Source organism: Burkholderia cenocepacia (assembly GCF_900446215.1).
In the GTDB taxonomy this organism is placed as follows: domain Bacteria; phylum Pseudomonadota; class Gammaproteobacteria; order Burkholderiales; family Burkholderiaceae; genus Burkholderia; species Burkholderia cenocepacia.
The window spans coordinates 323,135-345,880 of sequence record NZ_UAQZ01000014.1; the positions used below are offsets into that span (position 1 = coordinate 323,135).

The 22,746-nt window shown below is 69.0% G+C and carries 23 protein-coding genes; 8 read left to right on the top strand and 15 right to left on the bottom strand.

Going from position 1 to position 22,746, the window contains the following annotated elements:
• Window positions 1-188 precede the first annotated feature (188 nt).
• The 4 genes from DTA15_RS28185 to DTA15_RS28200 form a co-directional block, all read right to left on the bottom strand.
• Window positions 189-641, bottom strand: coding sequence for a hypothetical protein (locus tag DTA15_RS28185; RefSeq protein ID WP_012492526.1), 453 nt, complete (start codon window positions 639-641; stop codon window positions 189-191).
• Window positions 641-2,044 carry a phosphatase PAP2/dual specificity phosphatase family protein gene (locus tag DTA15_RS28190; RefSeq protein ID WP_012492525.1) on the bottom strand — a complete coding sequence of 468 codons (1,404 nt, stop codon included), beginning with the start codon at window positions 2,042-2,044 and terminating at the stop codon, window positions 641-643. The genes DTA15_RS28185 and DTA15_RS28190 overlap by 1 nt, the downstream gene beginning before the upstream one ends.
• Complete coding sequence (locus DTA15_RS28195; protein ID WP_006481856.1) at window positions 2,041-3,810, bottom strand: bifunctional alpha/beta hydrolase/class I SAM-dependent methyltransferase; 1,770 nt, start codon at window positions 3,808-3,810, stop codon at window positions 2,041-2,043. Before DTA15_RS28195 ends, DTA15_RS28190 begins: the two co-directional genes overlap by 4 nt.
• Window positions 3,811-3,888: 78 nt before the next feature.
• Window positions 3,889-4,494 (bottom strand): CDP-alcohol phosphatidyltransferase family protein, encoded by a 606-nt coding sequence (locus tag DTA15_RS28200; RefSeq protein WP_006481852.1) that lies wholly within the window; start codon window positions 4,492-4,494, stop codon window positions 3,889-3,891.
• Between the two features lie 123 nt (window positions 4,495-4,617).
• Here DTA15_RS28200 and DTA15_RS28205 point away from each other — a divergent pair, with 123 nt between their 5' ends.
• Genes DTA15_RS28205 through DTA15_RS28215 form a run of 3 tightly spaced genes read left to right on the top strand, consistent with a single transcriptional unit; the run spans window position 4,618 to window position 6,561 of the window.
• Window positions 4,618-4,965 (top strand): hypothetical protein, encoded by a 348-nt coding sequence (locus DTA15_RS28205; RefSeq protein WP_227743224.1) that lies wholly within the window; start codon window positions 4,618-4,620, stop codon window positions 4,963-4,965.
• Window positions 4,962-5,594, top strand: a complete 633-nt coding sequence (locus DTA15_RS28210) for a lysophospholipid acyltransferase family protein (RefSeq protein ID WP_006481857.1) — start codon at window positions 4,962-4,964, stop codon at window positions 5,592-5,594. The genes DTA15_RS28205 and DTA15_RS28210 overlap by 4 nt, the downstream gene beginning before the upstream one ends.
• 37 nt (window positions 5,595-5,631) lie before the next feature.
• The gene (locus DTA15_RS28215; protein WP_006481850.1) at window positions 5,632-6,561 is read left to right on the top strand and encodes a phosphatidate cytidylyltransferase; all 930 of its coding nucleotides are present in this window, start codon (window positions 5,632-5,634) and stop codon (window positions 6,559-6,561) included.
• 40 nt (window positions 6,562-6,601) lie between these two features.
• Here the strand turns inward: DTA15_RS28215 and DTA15_RS28220 are convergent, their stop codons facing one another.
• Window positions 6,602-7,426 (bottom strand): hypothetical protein, encoded by an 825-nt coding sequence (locus tag DTA15_RS28220; RefSeq protein WP_006481846.1) that lies wholly within the window; start codon window positions 7,424-7,426, stop codon window positions 6,602-6,604.
• A gap of 275 nt (window positions 7,427-7,701) precedes the next feature.
• Here DTA15_RS28220 and DTA15_RS28225 point away from each other — a divergent pair, with 275 nt between their 5' ends.
• Together DTA15_RS28225 and DTA15_RS28230 are read left to right on the top strand one after the other, a co-directional pair.
• Window positions 7,702-8,499: a helix-turn-helix transcriptional regulator gene (locus DTA15_RS28225; protein WP_006481853.1), complete on the top strand. Its 798-nt coding sequence runs from the start codon at window positions 7,702-7,704 to the stop codon at window positions 8,497-8,499.
• Window positions 8,500-8,886: 387 nt separating this feature from the next.
• Entirely contained in the window at window positions 8,887-9,708 is an 822-nt protein-coding gene (locus DTA15_RS28230; protein WP_006481851.1) for a carbon-nitrogen hydrolase family protein, read from the top strand.
• Window positions 9,709-9,752: 44 nt separating this feature from the next.
• Here the strand turns inward: DTA15_RS28230 and DTA15_RS28235 are convergent, their stop codons facing one another.
• From DTA15_RS28235 to DTA15_RS28245, 3 genes are read right to left on the bottom strand one after another with little or no spacing between them, the layout of a single operon-like run.
• Window positions 9,753-10,064 (bottom strand): AtuA-related protein, encoded by a 312-nt coding sequence (locus DTA15_RS28235; protein WP_006481849.1) that lies wholly within the window; start codon window positions 10,062-10,064, stop codon window positions 9,753-9,755.
• Entirely contained in the window at window positions 10,064-11,422 is a 1,359-nt protein-coding gene (locus DTA15_RS28240) for an acyclic terpene utilization AtuA family protein (protein WP_012492524.1), read from the bottom strand. Before DTA15_RS28240 ends, DTA15_RS28235 begins: the two co-directional genes overlap by 1 nt.
• Before the next feature lie 39 nt (window positions 11,423-11,461).
• Window positions 11,462-12,760 (bottom strand): CitMHS family transporter, encoded by a 1,299-nt coding sequence (locus DTA15_RS28245; protein ID WP_006481569.1) that lies wholly within the window; start codon window positions 12,758-12,760, stop codon window positions 11,462-11,464.
• 97 nt (window positions 12,761-12,857) lie between these two features.
• Here DTA15_RS28245 and DTA15_RS28250 point away from each other — a divergent pair, with 97 nt between their 5' ends.
• Window positions 12,858-13,754, top strand: coding sequence for a LysR family transcriptional regulator (locus tag DTA15_RS28250; protein WP_006491842.1), 897 nt, complete (start codon window positions 12,858-12,860; stop codon window positions 13,752-13,754).
• A 39-nt stretch (window positions 13,755-13,793) separates the two neighbouring features.
• Here DTA15_RS28250 and DTA15_RS28255 read toward each other — a convergent pair whose 3' ends face one another.
• Both DTA15_RS28255 and DTA15_RS28260 read right to left on the bottom strand, forming a co-directional pair.
• Window positions 13,794-14,378 carry a flavin reductase family protein gene (locus DTA15_RS28255; protein WP_006481567.1) on the bottom strand — a complete coding sequence of 195 codons (585 nt, stop codon included), beginning with the start codon at window positions 14,376-14,378 and terminating at the stop codon, window positions 13,794-13,796.
• Window positions 14,379-14,510: 132 nt separating this feature from the next.
• Window positions 14,511-14,936: a VOC family protein gene (locus DTA15_RS28260; protein WP_006481570.1), complete on the bottom strand. Its 426-nt coding sequence runs from the start codon at window positions 14,934-14,936 to the stop codon at window positions 14,511-14,513.
• 112 nt (window positions 14,937-15,048) lie between these two features.
• Between DTA15_RS28260 and DTA15_RS28265 the strand changes: the two genes are divergently transcribed.
• On the top strand, window positions 15,049-15,939 hold the full coding sequence (locus DTA15_RS28265; protein ID WP_006481573.1) for a LysR family transcriptional regulator: 891 nt from the start codon (window positions 15,049-15,051) through the stop codon (window positions 15,937-15,939).
• Between the two features lie 15 nt (window positions 15,940-15,954).
• Here DTA15_RS28265 and DTA15_RS28270 read toward each other — a convergent pair whose 3' ends face one another.
• The 4 genes from DTA15_RS28270 to DTA15_RS28285 are packed head-to-tail and all read right to left on the bottom strand — an operon-like array spanning window position 15,955 to window position 20,859.
• Window positions 15,955-16,704 (bottom strand): hypothetical protein, encoded by a 750-nt coding sequence (locus tag DTA15_RS28270; RefSeq protein ID WP_006481566.1) that lies wholly within the window; start codon window positions 16,702-16,704, stop codon window positions 15,955-15,957.
• 36 nt (window positions 16,705-16,740) lie between these two features.
• Window positions 16,741-19,308: a TonB-dependent siderophore receptor gene (locus tag DTA15_RS28275; protein WP_034195703.1), complete on the bottom strand. Its 2,568-nt coding sequence runs from the start codon at window positions 19,306-19,308 to the stop codon at window positions 16,741-16,743.
• A gap of 54 nt (window positions 19,309-19,362) precedes the next feature.
• Complete coding sequence (locus DTA15_RS28280; RefSeq protein WP_012492522.1) at window positions 19,363-20,346, bottom strand: FecR domain-containing protein; 984 nt, start codon at window positions 20,344-20,346, stop codon at window positions 19,363-19,365.
• 3 nt (window positions 20,347-20,349) lie between these two features.
• A complete protein-coding gene (locus DTA15_RS28285; protein ID WP_006490536.1) occupies window positions 20,350-20,859 on the bottom strand; it encodes a sigma-70 family RNA polymerase sigma factor in 510 nt (169 codons plus the stop codon).
• 488 nt (window positions 20,860-21,347) lie between these two features.
• On the opposite strand from DTA15_RS28285, the gene DTA15_RS28295 reads away from it, so the two are divergent.
• A complete protein-coding gene (locus DTA15_RS28295) occupies window positions 21,348-22,508 on the top strand; it encodes a porin (protein ID WP_012492521.1) in 1,161 nt (386 codons plus the stop codon).
• On the opposite strand, the gene DTA15_RS39205 is transcribed toward DTA15_RS28295, so the two are convergent.
• A complete protein-coding gene (locus DTA15_RS39205) occupies window positions 22,496-22,675 on the bottom strand; it encodes a hypothetical protein (RefSeq protein ID WP_006492085.1) in 180 nt (59 codons plus the stop codon). The genes DTA15_RS28295 and DTA15_RS39205 overlap by 13 nt on opposite strands.
• Window positions 22,676-22,746: the final 71 nt, after the last annotated feature.

Below are 22,746 nucleotides of genomic sequence, written 5' to 3' on the forward strand. Positions count from 1 at the left end.
CGCGGCCCGCGCGCGGCCGGTCGGCACATCGGTCGAACGACAGGGGCGCTACGGCCAGCTATCCGCACCGGCAGTGTGAAACGGTCGGCCAACGGCGCCCATACGAAGAACGTACCCACCGCGCATCCGAACCAGACGCTGCAGGAAACCCATCGAACACGATCGCGGCGCACCGGCACCGCCCCTCGCTAACCGATCGGCGACACCGCGATCGCGATCCCGACGACGAGCCACTGCACGATCGCCACCAGCACGGCGGCCCGGCACAGCCCGACCGCGCCGCGCACGCGCGCGTCGAGCGTGCGCCCGGCCTTCGCCGCGTCGATCCAGCCCAGATCGGCGAGCGCGCGATCGAGCGCCGCGAGCCCGTCGTCGACCGCCCCGTCGTCGCCCACCGTCCGCGCCAGCGCGGCAAACAACCGCCGGTCGATCTCGATACGAACCGCGTACCACAGCGCCGCGATCCCCGCCCCCGCGCTGACGACGGCCAGCAGCACGCGGGCGAGCGTCGCCGGCGCCCAGCCCGCCGCGATCCAGCCACCCGCGCCGGCCGCGGCGAGCGCGGCCACGAGCGCCCATGCGCCCGCGTCGAGCGCGCCGCGGGCGGCGGCAATCCTGAACGGTGCCGACGGATCGCGCATCACACGCGCCCCGCATCGCGACGGCGATCGATCCACTGCTGCAGCACGGCCACGCCGTCATCCGACCACACCGCGTGCGGCCGGACCGCGCGCACCGCGGCCAGCGCGTCGCGCGCATCGGCCAGCCCGCGCCGCGCGGCGAGCCACGCGGCCGCGCACAGCACGCTGCGGCCATAGCCGAGCGCGCAGCAGACCAGTACGTCGCGCCCCTCGCCGTGCAGGCGTTCGAGCGCCGCGACGGCCTGCGCGAGCTGCGCCGCGGTCGGGGCGACGAGATCGAGCTGCGGCACCGACGCATACGCGAGCGCTGCATCGGCCGCCGCCCAGCGCGGCATCTCGGCGGTCAGGTCGACCAGCGCGGTGAAGCCGTCGCGCCGGATGTCGCGCGTCGTCGGCGTCCGGCCGATCGACACACGCTCGTCGATCCGCACCGGCGCCGGCTGCCGGAACGTCCACAGCCGCGAATTGACGAACGCGCCGGCGATCGTCGGCGCGAGCAGCCAGCCGATGAAGACCGGTAACCGTCCGTGCGCATCCTTCTGGAACGCGCCGGGCGCGCCACGTCGATAAGCCCATGCGACGCAGGCGAGCGCCAGCGCGACCCACCCTGCCGCCAGCGCCCAGCCCGGCGCGCGCGGCACGCACGCCAGCGCCGCGAGTGCGACCAGTGCGGCGCCGCACGCGTAGCGGCGCGCGAGCGCGCGGCCGGCTGCGGATGGCGACGCCTCGGCGCCCGGCAATCGGCCCGCGGCATCGCGCAACGGAAACAGGAACAGTGCGAGACAGCCGACGGCCGCCCCGGTCGGCACGTCGATCGCGTGATGCTGGTAGGTCGTCAGCACCGACACGCCGATTGCCGCGAACCACAAATGCAGCACGACGCGGGCGAACGTGCCGCGCAGATGCTTCGCATAGACGGCCCACAGCACGACCAGCAACCCGATATGCAGCGACGGCGCCTGGTTGAACGGCTTGTCGAAACCCATCAGCAGCGTGAACAGCGCACCGGCCACGCCGCCCGCGTCGGGTCGCTCGAAGCCGAAGCGCAGCGGCCACGCGATGAAACACGCGACCGACACCAGCTGCACAGTCAGCAGCCGCTTCACGTGATCGAGCAGATCGTCGCGGCGCGTCCAGAAGAAGAACGACAGCGCATACAGCAGGTCGATCGACCAGTACGGCACGATCGTCCACGGCACGAACGGGATCGCCTGCTCCCAGCCGAACGCGAAGGTCGGCACCGCGGCGCGGCGCGCCGCGAGCCAGTTCGCGAAGCCGTAGGTCGAGAAGAACACCGCGCCCATCGCCGCGAGCCAGCCGAAGCGCAGCACAAACGACGCGTCGCGCGCGCCGGCCGCCGGCTCGGTCAGCCCGCCGCCCGCGCCGCCGCCGAGCGCGCTCATGACGCGTCGACCCGCTGCGCGAGGCTCACCGTGAAGATGCCCATCTCGTCGATCCGCTGGTCGAGCTTGCGGAAGCCCGCCCGCGCGACGAGCTCGTCCATTTCGGCCTGCGAACGGCGTCGCATCACCCAGGTCGATTCGCCGCGGTGGTTGTTCAGCGCGCGGGCGATGAATTCGAGCTGCGGATGCCACGGCTGCCCCGTATAGACGAGATAGCCGCCCGGTGGCACGGCCTGCGCGAGCCCGCGCAGCGAACGCTCGATCAGCGCGTTCTCGCCGAACAGCTCGTACAGGCCCGACACGATCGCGAGCGTCGGCCGCGGCTCGAGCGTCACGAGCGACGCCTCGTCGAACGCGTCGCCGCGTTCGAAGCGCGCGATCGGCTCGAGGCCGCGCTGCGCGATCAGCACGCGCCCGGCCTCGACGTTCGGCGGGCTGTAGTCGCGCAGCGTGATGTCGTCGGGCGCCGCGCCGTCGCGCTCGGCGGCCATTGCGATCGCGTCGAGCACGTAGCGCCCGTGGCCGGCCGCGATGTCGACGATCCGCACCGGCGAGCCGTGCCCGCGCAGGCGGCCGATCGCCGCGCCGATCAGTTCCTGCAGATGCACCTTGCGCTGGCGGATGCCGACCCAGCCGGGCGAATCGAGATACGTGCGGTCGATCAGCGCGCCGATGCCGAGCCGCCCCTGCGCGCGGTTGCGGTACACGTAGTCGAGCGTCGAGCCCGAATCGAAGCCGAGCCGCAGCCCGAGCGCGATGCCGTCCGACAGCGCGCCGCCGGCTTTCAGGCCGGCGCGCGTGAGCGCCCAGTACGCCCGCGCGAACACGTTGGCCGGCGGCCGGCCGAGCGCCGCATATTCGTCGTGGAACGCGCCGCGCCGGTCGGCATCGACGAGCGACACGCGCGGGCTCGGCGCATCGAATTCGCGCAGCACGAACGCGCGCAGCGGCGCGAGCGCCTGTGCACGGTCGCGCTCGCCGAGCGTGTCGTGATAGAAGCCCGGCAGCACGATGCGCTCCTTGCGCGCCGAGCCGAGCCGTTCGAAGAAGCGGTCCTGCGGGCCGCGATGCACGACCCAGTCGGCGCCCGAAATCAGCAGTTGCGTGGGCACGGTGATCGCGGCCGCGTCGGCGACGATCCGCTGCGCGGTATCGTGCAGGTCGAGCAGCATGTTGACCGCGATCGGCCGCGTGATCAGCGGATCGGACGCGTAGCTCGCGATTCGCTCGGGATCGTGCGTGAGGAATTTCGGTTTCACGTAGCTGTTCACGTAGAACAGCCCGCGCAGCTTGTGCATCAGTCGCAGCCCGGGCCGCGCGAACGGCACGTAGAGCTTGATGTGGAACGCCGGCGACGCGACGACCAGCGCGCGGATCGGCGGCGCGTAGTCGTGCGCCCAGGTCGCCGCGAGCACCGCGCCGACGCTCTGGCCGACCACGGCCATCTCCTCGATCGCGATGCCGTGCGTGTCGCGGATATGCTCGACGAAGGTCTGCAGGTCGCGCACCGACGCGGCCGCGCTCGGGCTGTAGCCGCGCGCGCCCGGCGAGCGGCCGTGGCCGCGTGCGTCCCATGCAAAAAAGGCGAACTCCGGCAGGTCGAGCTCGTCGACGAGGTGCGCGACGCGCGCCGAATGTTCGTGGCCGCGGTGCAGCAGCACGATGGCGCCGCGGCAGCGCGCGCCTGTGGCAGGCCAGTGACGATAGAACAGCGTTTCGCCGTCGTGCGTGATGAAGTCGGCCTCACGGGCCGTGCGTGCGCTCATGCGATCTCTCTCGTTTCGTTATTCGAATGTGTGCGGCGCCGCCCTCCGGCGCCGGTCCGGCTTTCGCGTCGGCTGCCGTCAGCCGCCCGCTTCGGCGATGCCGGCCTGGACGCGCCGCACCACCGTCACGATCGACAGCACGATCAGCAGCCGCCACAGCCACGCGGCGACGCTGCCGACCGGCAAGCCGAAGCCGATCCACAGCGCGAACGCGCCGAGTGCCAGCGCCCGGTCGCTCTTGCCGAACGGGCCGTCGTAGCGGCGCGTCGCGCCGACGAGCGGGCCGATCAGCCCCGCGCATTCGACGATCACCGCCGTCAGCGCGAACAGCCAGACGTCCGCCGGAGCGAACGCGGGAATGGCGAGGAACGGCAGCACCAGCGCGACATCGGACACGATGTCGCCCAGCTCGTTCAGGTACGCGCCGAGCGTGCTCTTCTGCCCGTGCTCGCGCGCGAGCATCCCGTCGATCGCATTGAGCGCCATCCGCGCGAACAGCCACAGCGGAATCAGCAGGAACAGCGCGCGGGCGAACACGCCGAGCCCGGCGAGCGCGCCGACGACGATCGAGCCGCCGGCCGCGAACAGCGTGACCTGGTTGGCCGTGACGCCGCGTTCGGCGAGCGAATTCGCGAACGGGCGCAGACGATTCTGGAATTTGGGTTTGAGTGCGTAGAGGCTCATCGTTTCGTATTCGTTTTATTCGTGCGGCACGGTCGGATGCATTTCCCGCCGCGATGCCCCGGGCGGCGAAACGGCCTTGGCCGGCCTGGCTGGAACGGCCCTCATCGTCGCCGAGCCGCCCCGATGCGTCAAGCCTGCGGCCGGCCGCGCGGCGCGGCGCCAATCTGGCATTTTTTGGCGAAACTCGCGATAATCCGCTGGCCCGAGCGCAGCGAGATCGATTCGAACTGCAGACGGGCACTCGTGCAACAGCCGATTATCACGCCGCCGACCGGCGCATTCGCCGCGACGCAACAGCGTGCGACGGCGAATCGTCCGATTATCGCGGACCTGCGACAGGCAGCCACGAATTTGAAAAAATTTAAACAAGAGCCGTCCGGCGCGCATCCTGCCGCGCCGGCATTCCGGGGTTCCGCCCGCCGCGCATGCGCAGCGGGCCGGGCATGCACGCAGGAGGCAGCGCGCCGATGAACATCCTCAACGTCTGGCAGCGCGATTTCCTGCTGTCCATCGTGCGGCTCGTCGCCGGCGCGTATCCGGTCTGGCATCAGGCGCCGCCGTCCCCGACGCAGAAGATCTACTTCTCGAACCATACGAGCCACATCGACACGCTCGCGATCCTCGCCGCGCTGCCGCGCGACGTGCGTGCGGTCGTGCGGCCGGTCGCCGCGCGCGATTACTGGGACAGCAGCGACCTGAAGCGCCACATCGCGCAGAAGCTGCTGAACGTCGTGCTGATCGACCGTCATCGCGAATCCGGGGGCGACCCGCTCGATCCGGTGCGCGACGCGCTGCGGCAGGGTCACTCGATCATCATCTTCCCGGAAGGCACGCGCGGCGCCGACGTATTGCCGCAGCCGTTCAAGAGCGGGCTGTTCCATCTCGCGACCGAGTTCCCGGACGTGGCGCTCGCGCCCGTCTATCTCGAGAACCTGCAGCGCATCATGCCGAAGGGCGCGATCTGGCCCGTGCCGCTGATCTGCAAGGTGCATTTCGGCGCGAACGAAGCGCTCGGCGCTCAGGAAGACAAGCCGACGTTCCTCGCCCGCATGCGCGACGCGGTCATCGCGCTCGCGCCGCCGCAGCGGCCCGCCGGCTGAACGCGGCGCCCCCTTCTTCCTTTTCCGGACATCAACCATGCGAACCCTCTTCTGGGAACTGGTCGCGGGCGTCACGGGCGTGCTCGTCGTCGCGACCGTGATCGGCGCGATCCTCGGCGCGCGCAGCGGCGGCACGAGCGCGACCATCGTCAACCTGAACCAGCGCATCCGCGCGTGGTGGGCGATGATCGCGATCATGGCCGTCGCGATCGGCCTCGGCAACAACGTCACGTATCTGGTGTTCGCGCTGCTGTCGTACCTGACGCTGCGCGAATTCATCACGCTCACGCCGACCACCGCGAGCGACCACACGACGCTCTTCATCGCGTTCTTCGTCGCGATCCCCGTGCAGTACCTGCTGCTCGGCATCAACTGGTACGGGATGTACTCGATCTTCGTGCCGGTGCACCTGTTCTTCGCGATGTCGCTCGTGTCGGCGCTCACGCAGGACACGCGCGAATTCCTGAGCCGCAACGCGAAGATCAACTGGGCGCTGATGGTGTGCGTGTACGGGCTGAGCCACGCGCCGGCCGTGCTGATTCTCGACATCCCGCGCTACGCCGGGCAGAACGCGCTGCTGCTGTTCTTCTTCCTGTTCGTCGTGCAGATCAGCGACGTGCTGCAATACGTGGTCGGCAAGCTGTTCGGACGCCGCAAGATCGCGCCGCAGCTGTCGCCGTCGAAGACGATCGAGGGCTTCGTCGGCGGCGGCCTGCTGGCCACGCTGTGCGGCGCCTCGCTGTATCGCGTGACGCCGTTCAGCTTCGGCGCGGCGTTCGGGATCTCGCTCGCGATCGTGATCGCGGGCTTCGTCGGCGGGCTCGTGCTGTCGGCCGTCAAGCGCTCGCTCGGCACGAAGGACTGGGGCTCGATGATCGCCGGCCACGGCGGGATGCTCGATCGCGTCGATTCGATCTGCTTCGCCGCGCCGGTGTTCTTCCACCTCGTGCGCTATCTGTACGTGTGAGGCGCGGGCGGCGCCATGCCGCCCGTGCCTGCGCGAAGCATCAGTACCCTTCGCGCAATGCCTTCGGCACGACGTAGCGGCCCCGTGCCGCGTCGAACTTCACCGTATGGCGCGCGTGGATGGCCTTGCCGCCGCGCGTGCCCGTTTCCGTGACCGTCAGCGGATAGACGTCGCCGGCGCCGGCCAAGTCCGGCGCGATCTCGAAGCGCCGTTCCTCGCAACGCGCCCGCGCATTCGCACATTCGCTCGATTCGGCATTGTCGAGCGCCTCGTCGATGCGCGCCGCCGCCAGCACCAGCGCATTGCCGTACGGCAGCCAGATCGACCGGAAGGTTTGCGTATAGCCTTGCCGCATGTCCCCTTCGCCGATGACGAACCCGAACAGGTGCGGCCCGAGCCGCTCGATGCGCACCGTGCCGGGCTCGCCGCGCTGGCCCGACGCGATCTGCGTCTTCTTCACGATCGGCTCGAGCGTCTTGCCGTCGGCCGTCGGCTTCAGCACGTACAAATCGATCGCGCCGGTCGAAGCGTCCGAATCCATGCCCGGCATTCCGTTCTGTACCGCAGCCTCGGTCTCGCCGCACATCGCGAGCAGCATGCGCGGGCCGTCCGCGGTCGCGACGCGCAGCGAACCGCACGGCGCATAGATGAAATCGTCGCCGTCTGCCTGCCAACCCTTGCGGTCGGCACGCCAGTTGCCGTACGTGTCGTGGACGAAGGTCTTCAACGAACGGTCAAGCTGGACCGGCTCGGCCGCATGAACGGGCGACGGCGCGGAGAGCGCCGTGAGTACCGCGAGTGCGCCAAGTGCGGCGAGCGAAGCCGCGAGCGGCTCGAGACGTGTGTTCCGGTGCGGGACGGTCATGACGAGGTTCGTTCTGGTCGGAAAGAAACGTTGCGGAAAGTTGCAAGTGTGAGTTGCAAGTGTGCACGATCACGGTTGCCGTGGCGCGATGCCGGTGCCGCGCACCGGCCACGCCGCACGGCCTCGCCAATCGCGTCGGCCGGCGTTACGATCTCGTTCTTCACTCCAGGCTCCGTACGATGCGCGCGGGAATCGGCCGGCGAGGCCGTCGCGTCCACGCACGGCGCGGCGCCGCACGCGCCGTACGGCCGCCCCCCCCCGACATGGACACCCGCATGAACCTGACCTTGCAGGACGTCGCCTGGCACCGCTCGGTCGGGCGGCTCATCGAGACGCTCGACCAGCCGGGTTTCTGGCTGTCGCTGATCCGGCTGATCGAGGAATACGTCGCGGTCGACAGCTGGGTCGCGCTGATGTTCGGCGACGGCCGTCCGCAGGTGTTCGCCGAATGCGCGTACGAAGGCGGCGGCCCCGACCCGCTGTTCCGCGACTACGTGCAGGGGCTGTACCTGCTGGACCCGTTCTACATCGCGAACCGCGACGCGCCGACGAGCGGCCTGTTCCGGCTGTCCGACGTCGCGCCCGAGTGCTTTCGCGACACCGAGTACTACACGCGCTATTTCACGCACAACGTCGTCGAGGACGAGGTGCAGTTCAACGTCGTGCTCGATGACACGCGCACGCTGTGCCTGTCGCTCGGCAGCAAGCGGCGCTTCAGCCCCGAACACGTGGCACTGCTCGACCTGGTGCGGCCGTGGGTCGCCGCGCTGATGCGCCAGCGCTTCGCATACGAGCCCATGCTGGCCGAACCGGCTCCGTCGCGCCGGCCCGGCGCCGATGCCGGGAACGGCTTCGAGCACGCGATGGCACGGCTCGGCACGCCGCTCACCGCGCGCGAGCTCGACGTGATCCGGCTGATCCTGAGCGGACGCTCGAACAAGGAAGTCGCGAGCAAGCTGGACATCTCGGCCGAAACGGTCAAGGTGCACCGGCGCAACATCTACGCGAAGCTCGCGATCAATTCGCAGTCTGAACTGTTTGCGCTGTTCCTGAAGGCGCAGACCGATACGTGACGATCGGGTGGCGTGACGCGTTCGCGGCCCGCATTGCGCCCCTCCCGTACCGCCGATACGCGCTATCGGCTGCGCCTTCTGTGCAAACGAACGGCACGCCCCTATCCTTGCGCGATCCGATCCGGTCTGCCCGTTCGACACGAAACGGGCGGCAGACGCTGGCCTGGGTTCTGATGGCACCTCCTCGTCAGTCAGGACCTGTTCGCCGACCCTTTCCGAAGGGTCGGCGTTTTTTTCATGGCTGCCCGCACGTCGTTCACGAGATCAATACCCCCAACGGGTTAGCACGTCGGCGGGATGGGCAACGACAGGGTTCGGCGCATACTAGGACCTCGTTCCAACCGCTCCGCCGCCTGTCGCGACGGGCCACTGCCCCCGAAACCACCCATGAAGCTGAAGCTCGACATCGTGCAGCTCGCCGGCCGCGACGGCGACACGCCCACCAACCTGCGGCGCACGCTCGAAGCGATCGCGACCTGCGCACCCGGCACCGACCTCGTGATGTTCCCGGAAGCGCAGCTCACCGGCTTCCTCGATCCGTCGAATCTCGCCGAACTCGCCGAGCCGCTCGACGGCTCGAGCGTCGGTGCGGTGATCGCGGCCGCCCGCGCGCGCGACGTCGCGGTCGTGGTCGGGCTGATCGAGAACGATGGCGGCCGCTTCTACAACACGACCGTGTTCGTCACGCCGAACGGCATCGCGCTGCGCTACCGCAAGACGCACCTGTGGGTCAGCGAGCACGGCGTCGTGCTGCCCGGCGACCGCTACGCGACAGTCGAATGGCGCGGCGTGCGGATCGGCCTGCTGATCTGCTACGACAGCGAATTCCCGGAAACCGGCCGCGCGCTCGCCGCGCTCGGCGCGCAACTGATCCTCGTGACCGACGGCAACATGGAGCCGTACCGCAACGTCCACCGCACGTCGGTGACGGCGCGCGCGATGGAGAACCAGGTGTTCGCGGCGGTCGCCAACCGCGTCGGCGGCGGCAGCCACGACGTCGTGTTCGCCGGCGGCAGCCTCGCGGTCGACCCGTTCGGCAACCTGATCTTCGAAGCCGGCAACACCGAATCGCGGCACGCGATCGAACTCGATTTCGATCAGCTCGCCGCGTCGCGGGCGGTGTACGACTATCGTCGGGATCAGCGCCTGCAGATCGCCGGCGAGCGCATCGCGCACGCGGACGGCCGTCGCGAACTGCTGATTCCGTAAGCGCCCTGCCGCGTCCGGGCCGCGACGCCGTCGTCACGCCGTCGTCACGCCGGATCGGGCACCTCGATCGCGAGCAGCGCCGAACTGACCGACTTGCCGTGCGCGTCGAGCGCGAGCGAGCGCGTCACGCCGCCGCCGAGCGCATCGCGCAGCACGAAGTTGAACGCGCCGAGCGCCGGCAGTTCGTAGCGCACGACGTCGCCGTGCACGATGCCCGCGAGCCATCCCTTCACCGTTTCCGCATCCAGATGCATGCGCAGATGGTCGTAATGACGCGGATCGCGGCAGATGATCGACACGTTCAGCGTATTGCCCTTGTCGCCGGTGCGCGCATGCGCGAGTTCACGCAGTTGCATCAGGCCTCCATGAATGAAAACGACGGCGTCACGGCCGCGCGCGGCAGCAGCACCGACTGCACGGCGATCACCTCGCGCGTCGACTTGAACGCGCCGCCGCCGCCGGCCGGTCCGTTCGTATAGAGCGTCTCGACTTCGTTGCCGATCCGCGCGGCTTCGGCGGCGTTCGCCGCGCGGCCGGCCACCCGCACGCGCACCTCGGCCGGCTCGCCGCGCACGGCCGGCGTCGCGTCGCCATACAGCGCATCGACGCCGATCAGGTCGAAGCGCAGCTCGCTCGCCGCGACGCCGGTCAGCGCGAGCCGCTCTCGAACGATGTCGAGCGCCAGACGCGCCCGGGCGAGCGCGCCGGGGCCGCCGTACGAGATCTGGCCTTCGCCGATCCAGCCGTCGACATACGCGACCGACACCTTCAGCGTATCGGGCCGCGCGGTGCCGCGCCCGCCCGTCACGCGCACGCGATCGGCCGCTTCCTCGGCGACCGCCACGCGCGTGAAATCGGCCACGACGTCGGGTTGCAGATACCGTGCCGGGTCGTGAATCTCGTAGAGCAGCTGTTCCTTGCAGGTCGCCGCGCTCACGCGGCCGCCCGCATGCGGCACCTTCGTGATCACGACCGCGCCGTCGGCCGCGACCTCGCCGATCGGGAACCCGAGCCGCGCCAGATTCGGCACGTCCTTGTAGCCGGGATCGGCGAAATAGCCGCCCGTCACCTGCCCCGCGCATTCGAGCAGATGGCCGACGACGGTCGCCTGCCCGAGCCGGTCCCAGTCGTCCATCCGCCAGCCGAACGCATGGATCAGCGGCGCGGCGAACAGCGACGGATCGGCGACGCGCCCGGTCAGCACGACGTCCGCGCCGGCCGCGAGTGCGTCGACGATCGGCGCGGCGCCCAGATACGCGTTCGCGGACACGATGCGGTCGCGATACGCGGCGACTGCGTCGCCCGATTCCTCGAAGCGGAACGCCCCGCGCAGCACGACGTCGAGCACGTCGTCGCCTTCGACCGCCGCGACTTTCAGCCCCGCGATGCCGAGCGACTGCGCGATCCGCGCGGTACGCCGTGCGGCCGCGCGCGGGTTCGCCGCGCCCATGTTCGACACGATGCGCACGCGCCGGGCCGCCGCGACCGGCAGCACCGCGTGCATCCGCGCATCGAGCAGCGGATCGTAGCCGAGCGCCGGGTCGTTGCGCCGCGCCTGCTGCGCGATCGCGATCGTGCGCTCGGCCAGGCATTCGAAGACCAGGTAGTCGAGCTGCCCGTGTTCGGCCAGTTCGACCGCGGGCTCGATCCGGTCGCCCGAGTAGCCGGCGCCCGCGCCGATGCGCACGCGCCGTTCAGGTTGCTTTGCTGTCATGTCCGTACCGTCGTCCGGCGAAACGCCCGCCGGGAAGAATCAAAAGACGCCGAGCACGACGCACGCGATCGTCATCACGATCGACGCGCCGAACAACAGCGGAAACGTGAATTTCTGATGCTCGGCCAGCTCGATCCCGCACAGGCCGACGACGAGGAACGTCGCGGGCGTGAGCGGGCTGACCGGAAAGCCCGTCGTCATCTGGCCGAGCAACGCCGCCTGTCCGACCTGCACGGCCGGCACGCCGAGCTGGCCGGCCACTTCCGCGATCACGGGCAGCACGCCGAAGTAGAACGAATCGGGATCGAACAGCATGCTGAGCGGCATCGACGCGAGGCCGAGCGCCACCGGAATGTGGCCGGCCATCGACGGCGGCACGAAGCCGACCGCCGCCTGCGCCATCGCCTTCAGCATCCCGCTGCCCTGCATGATGCCGGTGAACACGCCGGCCGCGAGCAGGATGCCGGCCATCATCAGCGCGGCACGCGCATGCGCGTCGATGCGCTTTCGCTGCATGTCGACGTCGGGGTAATTCACCATCAGCGCGATGCACAGCCCGACCATGAACATCATCGCGGGCGGAATCTTCTCGCCCATCACGACCATCGTGCCGAGCACGACGAGCGTCAGCACGAGGTTGAACCAGAACAGGTGCGGCCGGCGCAACGCCTGCTCGTCGGCCGTCAGTTCGCGCTTGGGCAGCGGAATCGACGCGTCGTCGCGCGACAGGCCGAGCCGCTTCTCCTCGCGCCGCCCGAGCCAGTACGCGACGCCGAACACGAACACGAGCCCGATCGCCTGCACCGGAATCAGCGGATTGAACAGCGCCGACACCGGCAGGTGCAGCGACGCGGACGCCCGGATCATCGGCCCGGTCCACGGCAGGAAGTTGATGCCGGCGGCCATCGACACGGCGGCGGCCAGCACGCGCCGGTCCATCTTCAGCCGGTCGTACAGCGGCAGCACGGCCGGAATCGTCACGAGAAAGCAGACGGCGCCCGAGCCGTCGAGGTGAATCAGCAGCGCGAGCAGCGTCGTGCCCATCACGATGCGCGTCGGCCGCGTGCCGACCGCGCGCAGGATCCGGTCGATGATCGGGTCGAGCGTGCCGGCGTCGGTGATCGTCCCGAAATAGAGGATCGCGAACACGAACATCCCGACCACGGGCGCGAGCCCCTTCAGCCCGTCGATGACGAACTTGCTGGTGTGCAGTCCGAAGCCGCCGAGCAGCGATGCGGCGATCGGCACGACGATCAGCGCGACGAGCGGCGACATCCGCTTCGACAGAATCGCGGCCAGCAGCACGACGATCGTGCCAAGCCCGAGTAACGGCAGCATCCGTGTCTCCTACCTTGTCTTTTGTTGGAGACGAGCGTAAGGTCGCCGCAGCGATAGCACAATTGAAATGATTTGATCGCAGCAATCACGAATCGTTATGGATCTGAATCTCCGCGACATTCGCGCGTTCGTCACCGTCGCGCACGCCGGCAACTTCACGCGCGCCGCCGCGCGGCTGCATCTGTCGCAGCCGGCGCTGACCGTGCAGATCCGCCGGCTCGAGGACATCGTCGGCGCGCGCCTGTTCGACCGCAACAGCCGCAGCGTCGCGCTCACGCAGACCGGGCGCGAGTTGCTGCCGCTGTTGCAACGCTCGCTCGACGACATGGAACGCGTGCTGCGCGATGCGCGCGCGCTTGGCGAAGGCACGAGCGGCACGGTGCGGCTCGCGTGCCTGCCGACCTTCGCGTCCAGCGTGCTGCCGGAGTTGATCCAGTCGTTCCGGCGCGACGTGCCGCGCGCGGGCTTCGAGATCCGCGACGGCGTCGCGAGCCTCGTCACCGCGCTGGTGCGCAACGAGGAAGCCGATCTCGGGCTGACCGGCGGCGATACGTTCGATGCGTCGCTGGAGGTGCTGTATGCGGGCGCCGACCGGCTCGTCGCCGTGTGCCCGAAAAATCATCCGCTCGCGCGCAAGCGCCGCGTCGCCACCGCCGACGTCGCCGGCGTGCCGCTCGTGCTCACCGCGCAGGGCACGAGCGTGCGCAGCGTCGTCGATGCCGCGCTGCAAGCGGCCGGCTGCACGCCCGACATCGCGTGCGAGCCGACCTACATGATGACGGCCGTCGCGATGGTGCGCGGCGGCCTCGGCGTGACGATCCTGCCCGCGACCGCCCGCGAGGTGCGCGCCGAACCCGACCTGGTCGCGAAGCCGATCGACGATCCGGCGTTCGTGCGGCCGATCGCGCTCGTCGCGAAGCGCGGGCGCACACTGCCGCGTGTCGCGCAGGCGTTCGCCGACCTCATGCTGGCGGAATTGAAAAAGCGCACGTAAGCCGCGCGCCCCGACGCAGGAAAGGTCGTCGTTCGGCGCTTACTGCGCGTCCGGATCGACGTGCAGCGATTCGCCGATCGCATAGAAATTGCCGCCCGCGATGTAGTGCAGGCTGCGCAGCGCGGGATCGGCCGATTCGAAATACCAGTGGCCGTCGCGAAACACGCGCGTGTCGGACCACGCAGCCACCACCTCGCCGATGAACAGGTCGTAGGTCTGCTGGTTGTGCGGCTCCGGAATCAGCCTGCATGCGAGCCAGCCCGAGCAGCCGGCGACGAACGGCAGGTCGTGGCCGTCGACGTCGAACAGCGTGACGCCCGCTTCGCGCAGCTTGTCGGGGCGCTCCGCGAGGCTGTGGCTGCCGACCGCGTGCGTGAGCTGCAATTGCGCGGCCGTCGGTACCTGGATCACGAACGTGCCGCTGCGCTCGACGAGCTCGCGCGTCTTCGCGGATTTGTCGAGCACGACCGTCAGCTTCGGCGGCAGGAAGTCGAGCGCGCACGCCCACGCGGCGGCCATCACGTTGTCGACGCCGTCGTGGCGGGCCGACACGAGCACGGTCGGGCCGTGATTGAGGAGACGGTAGGCCTTGTTCAGCGCCACCGGCGCGATGTGACTGTCCATACGGGTTCCTTGGAAAACGATGCGCACGGACCCATACCGTGCGGCGCGGCGCCGGCCGTCGCATCTGCGCGCGGCCGGGCCGAAGGCCGCATTCTCGCACCCAACGTCAATCGGCGCTGGCGCCGCCGCCGGTCACTTCGCGAACAACTGCCCGATGTCGCGAAACGCCTTGAATTCGAGTGCATTGCCGCACGGATCGAACAGGAACATCGTCGCCTGTTCGCCGACCTGCCCCTGGAACCGCACGTACGGCTCGATCACGAACGTCACGCCGAACCCGCGCAGCCGCTCGGCCAGCGCTTCCCAGCTCGCCCAGTCGAGCACGATCCCGAAATGCGGCACCGGCACGTCGTGGCCGTCGACCGCATTCGTATGCGCGCCTTCCTGCGACGCCGTTTTCGGATGCTCGTGAATCACGAGCTGATGCCCGTAAAAGTTGAAATCGACCCACTGCGCACTCGAGCGCCCCTCTTCCAGCCCGAACACGCGGCCGTAGAAATCGCGCGCGGCCGGCAGGTCGTAGACCGGAATCGCCAGGTGAAACGGGGAAAGACTCATGATGGCCTCGTGAAGAAACGCTCGCGTGGCGCGAGGACGGCATCATGGTAGACAAGGCCGAGCAAAAATTAAATCAATATATAGTTTTGCGATTCACAAATGGAATCGATGAATGATCCGCGAACTGAAAACCCTCGTCGCCGTCGCCCGGGAAGGCACCTTCGCCGCGGCCGGCAATCGTATCGGGCTCACGCAGGCGGCCGTCAGCGCGCAGATGCAGCGCCTCGAGGCCGAGCTCGGCTTCGCGCTGTTCGACCGGCAAGGGCGCTCGGCGCGGCTCAACGAGCGCGGCCATCACGTGCTCGACCAGGCGCAGGCGCTGATCGGCCTGTACGAGAACCTCAGCTCGACCGCACCCGGCTCGCCGGCCGCCGTGCGCGTGACGATCGGCGCGATCGCGTCGGTGCAGAGCGCGCTGCTGCCGGCCGCGCTGGCCGACTTCCATCGCCGGCACCCCGCGTGCCGCACGCGCGTGATCCCGGGGCTGTCGATCGAGCTGGTCAACCGGGTCGACGCGGGCGAGCTCGACATGGCCGCGATCATCCGCCCGCCGTTCGCGCTGCAGAGCGACCTGCACTGGACGACGCTCGCGCAGGAACCGTTCCGGCTGATCGTGCCGCGCGGCGCGAAGGGCAAGGACTGGGCCGCGCTGCTCGCGAACGAGCCGTTCGTGCGCTACGACCGCGCGTCGTTCGGCGGTCGCCAGGTCGACCGCTTTCTGCGCAAGATGCACATCGCGGTGCGTGACACCTGCGAACTCGACGAGCTCGACGCGATCGTCAAGCTGGTCGAGCACGGCGTCGGCGTCGCGATCGTGCCGCAAACCGCCGTGTATCGCCGCTGGCCGGCCGGCGTGCGCGCGATCGACCTCGGGCATCACACGTTCCATCGCGACATCGGGCTCGTGCATCGCGCGCGGCGCACGATGTCGGAACCCGCGCAAACGCTCGCGCAACTGATCGAGGCGGCATCGCGGCGGCGCGCGCCGCGGCCGGCCGCGTGATCGACACGTGGCGGCTCAGCGCCGCCCGGCCGCCCAGTCCACCGCCGCGTCGAACAGCGCGACGCCGGCCGGCGACAGGTTCGTGAACGTGTCGTTGTCGAGAAAGAACATCACGCGGCGCGCCGGCGCGAGCGTTTCGTAGTCCATCGTCGCGCCCTTCTCGTACGCGAAGATCGCGGCCTTGTCGGGCTGCCCGTACACGGTCGCGATCGTGATCGCGCCGAGCCCCGGCTTGCCCCAGCTCATCGGCGCCTGCTTGCCGTACGCGTTCGTCGCGCCGGCCGGCAGCCCGGCCGCGATCGGGTGCGGCGCGTTGACGAGCCACAGGTAGCGCTCCTTGCCCGTTTCGCCGAAGTCCACGTCGTGCCGCTTGCCCGTCATCGCGAGATCGTCGAGCAGGTCGTTTTCCCACGTCACGAGCGGCTTGTCGAGCGTGCGCCAGCCGGGCCGCACGTTCTTCGACGAGACCGTCGACGAGATCACGACCAGATCGGCGTCGCGCGCCGCATCGGGCGTGGCCGCCTCGTCGATCAGGCGCACCGTGTAACCGCGTTCGCCGAGATGCTGGCCGATGCGTTCGTCGACCTTCAGGTTCGGGCCGTGCAGTTGCACGAGCATCGCGACGCGCGTCACGGCCGGCGGCGCATCGGCGGCGAATGCGGGCGCCGATACGCCGGCGGCGAGGCCCGCGCCCAGCGCAAGCACCGAGCCCGCGATCGCGCGCAACAAGCGGCGGCGCGCGCCGTTCTTCATCTTCAGCTTCATCTGAATCTTCTCCGAAGCCGCGCGGCGATTGCATGGTCAGAACTGCAGCGTGGTCAGCAGCGCCACCTGGCGCGCGTCGCCGACCGCGACGAAATAGCGGTTCGCGCTCGACGGGTAGTACGTGCGGTTGAACAGGTTCTTCACGTTGAGCTGGAACGACAGCTTCTGCTTGCCGATCCGCGTGTCGTAGGTCGCGAACGCATCGGCGAGCACGTACGACGGCAGCGTGAAGCTGTTCGCCGAATCGCCGGGGCGCGCACCTACGTAACGCACGTCCGCGCCGAGGCGCAGGTCGTCGCCGCCCGCCACCGTGCCGAAGTCGTAGACCGCCGCGAACGACGCGGTGTGACGCGCGACGTTCCACAGCTGGTTGCCCGCGTACAGCGGATCCTCGGTCGTCTTCGCGTCGATGTACGCGTAGCTCGCGATCACGTTCACGCGTTCGCCGAGCTTGCCGGAGACGTCGAGCTCGACGCCGCGCGAGCGCGCCTTGCCCGACGTGCGCCAGTCGGTCAGCTTCGTCGCGTCGTTGTACTGCGACACCAGCACGTTCTTCTTGTCGATGTTGAACAGCGCGAGCGTGCCGGTTATCCCGCCGGCCAAGTCGAGCTTGCCGCCCACTTCCCACGCGGTCGCTTCCTCGGGCGGCGTCGCGCCGTCGATGATGTAGCCCGTCATCGGCGCGATCGACGACGACGGCTTCAGCGATTGCGAATAGCTGCCGTACAGCGAGAACGAATCGGTCCACTTGTAGACGACGCCCGCGCGCGGCAACCACTTCGAGCCGCTGAGATCGGTGTTCGCGGTAAATGGCCGGCCGCGCCCCGCGACCTGGTTGTACGTGATGTAGCGGATGCCGCCCGACACGATCCACTTGTCGGTCAGGTGGACGGTGTCCTGGAAGAATGCGGACGCATCGTGCAGCGTGTCGGTCTGGTCGCTGTCGCTCGCGGACACCGTGCTCGACGGCGGCAGCAGCCCGTACACCGGGTCGACATAGCTGAACGGCGTCTTCACGGCCTGGCGCAGCATGTCCTTGCGATAGATGCGGCGGTATTCGGTATCGAAGCCGACCTGCACGTCGTGCCGCATCCCCGCGAGCGACAGCTTGCCGGTCACGTAGCCGATCCCGTAGCTGTCGGTGCTGAGCGACCCGTGCGTCGCATCGTTGCTGCGCGTCATCGTGCCCTTCACCGGATCGACGCCGGTCGTGCGCAACTGGTTCGCATCGTAGGTCTCGCGGTTGTAGCTGTAGCCGACATGCGCGCTCCAGTCCGCGTTGAACTGGTGATCGACGCTCAGTTGCGCGAGATGCGATTCGCCGTCCATGTTGTTGAACGGCTCGTCGATGCGCCGCCGCGCGGGAATGTCGAGCGGCGCATTGGTGCGCGGATCGAGCGCGGTGCCGCGATCGAACGGCGAATGGAACTTGCGGTACTGGTACGACACCGCGACCTGCGTATCGCGGCCGTACCACGCGAGCGACGGCGCGACGAAGGTCTGCCGGTACTCGCCGAAGTTGCGCCAGTACTGCTCGCTCGACTGGTCGACGATCAGCCGGTACGCGAGCCGCGAATCGCCGACCGGCCCGGTCGAGTCGAAGGTCGCGCTGCCGCCGTTCTTGCCGTGCCCGAACGTCGACGCGCCGAGCGAGATCGCGTTGTAGCGCACGAGCTGCGGCTGCTTGGTAACGACGTTGACGACGCCGCCCGGGTCCATCAGCCCGTACAGCAGCGACGTCGGCCCCTTCAGCACCTCGACGCTGTCGGTCGCCGCGTTGAACGCGCGGCCCTGCACGAGCGGCATGCCGTTCTGCATGATCGAGCCGTCGCGGTTGCCGCCGAAGCCGCGTTTCATGATCGTGTCCTGCGTGCCCGCGAGCGTGTTGCCCTGCGTGATGCCGCTCACGTTGCCGAGCGCGTCGTCGAGATTGCGCGGCCGCTGGTCGCGCAGCACCTGCGCGGGCACGATGTTGACGGCCTGCGCGGTGTCGAGCAGCGGAATGTCCGAGCGCAGTACGCCGGCCTCCTTCGGCGCGCGATAGCTTTCGGCGCGCAATGCGCTGGAGCGCACGTTGATCGTCGGCAACTCGGCGGCCGGCGCGGCGCCGGCCGCGACAGGCCCGGCCGCCGAACCGTCGGCGCGCATCAGCGTGTAGCCGCCGCCCGGTTGGCGCAGCGCGACGAGCCCCGTGCCGGCCAGCAGGCGATCGAACGCGCCGTCGACGTCGAACCGGCCGTGCACGCCGCCGCTCGTCAGGCCCGCCGTCAGCTCGGTCGGAAACGCGAGCAGGATGCCCGCGTCGCGGCCGAACCGGTTCAGCACCGCTTCGAGCGGGCCGGCCGGAATGTCGAACGCGCGGCGCGACGCGCGCGGCGCCGCGGGCGCCGCATCGGCGTCGGTGTCGGCCAGCGCGGGCAGCGGCAGCAGTGCCGACAGCAGGACCGCGCCGGCGAGCCGGCGGGCAAGACGGCCCGGCGCGGCCGGGCGCGACGCGCGCGGCAGATGACGGGCGGGCGCCGGACGGCGCCGATACGTGAGACGGATGGAAGCCATGATCGGAGAGTCGGTGGACGATGGGCCAGTGCTGCTTTCATGACCCATGTCACGCGAACATCAAGAAACAGCTCAGGTCGGCGAAAAAATTTTCCGGCGCGCTCACGAACGGGCCGGCACGACGGTCGCCCAGTAACGCGTCAGGTAGTGGACGTCGATCGGCAGCGTCGCCGCCAGCGTATCGAGCACGCGCTGCGGATCGTCGAGCGGATAGGTGCCCGACACGCGCAGCTCGGCCACGGCCGGATCGCAGCGCAGGCTGCCGCGGCGATGGCGGTCGAGCTCGGCGACGAGATCGGCCAGCCGCATGCGCGACGCGACGAGCATGCCGTTCGTCCATGCGGCTGCATACGGATCGAGCGGCGCCGGCGCGTCGATCGCATCGCGCGTGAAATCCGCGCCCTCCCCGGCCGCGATCACGCGCATGCCGGCCGACGCATCGACCGGCTGCACCTGGACGGCGCCGGCGAACACCTCGACGCGCGTCGCGCCGTCGCGCTGCCGCACCGCGAAGCGCGTGCCGAGCGGCCGCAGTTCACCTTGCGCGGTCACGACGACGAGCGGCCGCGCGGGCAGACGATCGTCGTGGCCGCTGGTCACCATGATCGTGCCGCGCAGCAGGCGCAGGCGGCGCGCCGCATCGTCGAAGCGCACGTCGAGCGCCGTGTCGGTATCGAGCACGACGACCGTGCGATCCGCGAGCGTCACCGTGCGCCGCTCGCCGACCGCCGTGCGCAGGTCGGCCGGCCAGATCGCCGCGCGCCGCGCGGGTTCGGCCATCCATGCGGCGCCGCCCGCGAACAGCAGCACGGCCAGCGCCTTCGCGGCCGCGCGGCGGCCTGCCCGCTTCGGCAACAGCGCCGCGTGCGCGGCTTGCGTGTCGAGCCCGGCCGCCAGCCGGCCGAACCGGCCCTGCATCGCTTCGATGTGACGCCACGCCGCGTCGTGCGCCGGATCTTCCGCGCGCCAGCGCGCGAGCGCGGCGACGAATGCGTCGTCGGTACGGCCGGATTGCCGGTCGACCCACCATTCGACCGCGCGACGTGCAACGTGCGGCGGCACCGCCGGCGCTCCCGGGGCGGCCATCGGTCAGGCCGCCATCGCGAAAAAGCACTGCGTGCAGGCCTTCACGAGATAGCGCTTCACCGTCGCGAGCGATACGCCGAGTTCGCGCGCGATCTCGGCCTGCGTGAGCCCGTCGAGCTGCGCGAGCAGGAACGCGCGCTTCGCCGCGAGCGGCAGGCCGTCGAGCAGCCGGTCGATCTCGAACAGCGTCTCGACGACGACGGCCCGCTCTTCCGGCGACGGCGCCACTGCTTCCGGGCGCTGCGCGAGCACGTCGAGATACGCGCGCTCGATCTGCTCGCGCCGCCAGTGGTTGCTCAGCACCCGCTGCGCGACGGTCGTCAGGAACGCGCGCGGCTCGTCGGCGCCGATCGGCTCGTCGCGCGCGAGCAAGCGTACGAACGTGTCGTGCGCGAGGTCGGCGGCGCGGTGCGCGCACCCGAGCTTGCGGCTCAGCCAGCCGCGCAACCACGCGTGGTGGTCGGCATAGAGGGCGTCGATTTCTCGATGGAGGGACAGCTTGTCAGCGGACATGGCCGGGTTCCGGGGTGCGCGAGCATCAACCACTTTGTAAATGAGAATGATTATTATATACAAAAGTGAGATAGCGACCCCGGTTTCGGCACGCGGGTGACGCTCACGCCGCGATGCCTGGCGCAACCGCGATACCGCCGCCGGATGCGAACCGCCCCGTTCGGTTATCACATTCGCTCCGGCCGGGCCAATTCGATTCGTTAAATAGTAATTTGACGGATCGATAACAATATCGGGATTGCGGTAAATCGCCCGACAATCACGCCGAATTATCACGGCACACGCAAAATGCAATGAAAAACCGATGGAATGACAACCCATTGATACGCGTCTATCAATAATGCAAATCCCTCAATGGTGAATTTCCAGGAACGTCCCTGTCTGCATCAGACCACAACGAAGAATTTCATTTTTGCCGTTTTAGTGCGGCTCTGTAGTCTCCTGCCATTCCGGATCACGAACCCACACCAATGCGCCAAGGAGATGACATGAAACGCACGACCCTCTCGCTGATTTCGCTCGCGTCGTTCGCGGCGATGCCCGTCGCGCATGCGCAGTCGAGCGTCACGCTGTATGGCGTGATCGACACGTCGATCACCTATGTGAACCATGAACAAGGCAAGGACAACGCGTGGATGCTCGGTAACAGCAGCGCGGGCAACCTCGCCGGCAGCCGCTGGGGCGTGAAAGGCACCGAGGATCTCGGCGGCGGGCTGAAGGCGCTGTTCCAGCTGGAGAACGGCTTCGATCCGAGCAACGGCCGGCAGGGTCAGGGCGGCCGCCTGTTCGGCCGGCAAGCGTTCGTCGGCCTGACGAGCGACCGCTACGGCACGCTCACGTTCGGCCGCCAGTACGACCCGCTCGTCGATCTCGTGCAGGGCATCACCGCCGACAACTATCTGGGCAGCGTGTTCGCGACGCCGGGCGACGTCGACAACTACGACAACAGCTTCCGCGTCGACAACGCGGTGAAGTACACGTCGGCCGTCTATTCGGGCCTGCAGTTCTCGGCGATGTATTCGTTCGGCGGCATCGCCGGCAGCACCGGCGCCGCGCAGTCGTACTCGGCCGCCGTGTCGTACAACAACGGGCCGTTCAGCGTCGCCGGCGGCTACTTTCACGCGACCAACAGCCCCGCGTCGGGCGGCCTGCGCACCGGCTGGACCAGCTCGTCGGACGGCACGTTCGACGGCCCGATCAACAACGGCTACGCGAGCGCGCACTCGATCGGCATCGGCCGCATCGCGGGCCAGTACGTCGCCGGCCCGTTCACGTTCGGCGTCGGCTACAGCAACGCGCAGTACCGCCGCGACGCCAGCTCGGTGTTCGGCTCGAACGAGCACTACAACACGGGGCAAGGCTTCGTGAACTACCAGGCGACGAATGCGCTGCTCGTCGGCGTCGGTTACAGCTACACGCGCTCGGGCGGCGACACGTCGGCGACCTATCACCAGGTCTCGGCCGGCGCCGACTACAGCCTGTCGAAGCGCACCGACGTCTACCTGACCGCCGCGTACCAGCACGCCAGCGGCCAGACCGGCGACGGCAAGGGCGGCTCGATGGCCGCGCAGGCGTCGATCGGTTCGTACGGCTATGCGGGCACGAGCTCGCAGACGATGGTCAACCTCGGCCTGCGTCACCGCTTCTGATCGCGCATCGCGATACCGGGAAATGGCTGGCCGCGCGCCGCGCGGCCGGTCGACTTCGGATTTCGCAGATGGCGGCTTCGGCCGCCGATTTTTTTGTCGCTTTCTTTCGCTTCGGTGAACGGCCGACAAGCGATTTTCCCTTTCGCTCGCTCGATCTCCGGTTTCATCGCGCGAGTGACGTAATACGTCAGGTTTGGGACGCCACCATTGCAACGCTATTTGCGCAAATGCCGGCCGT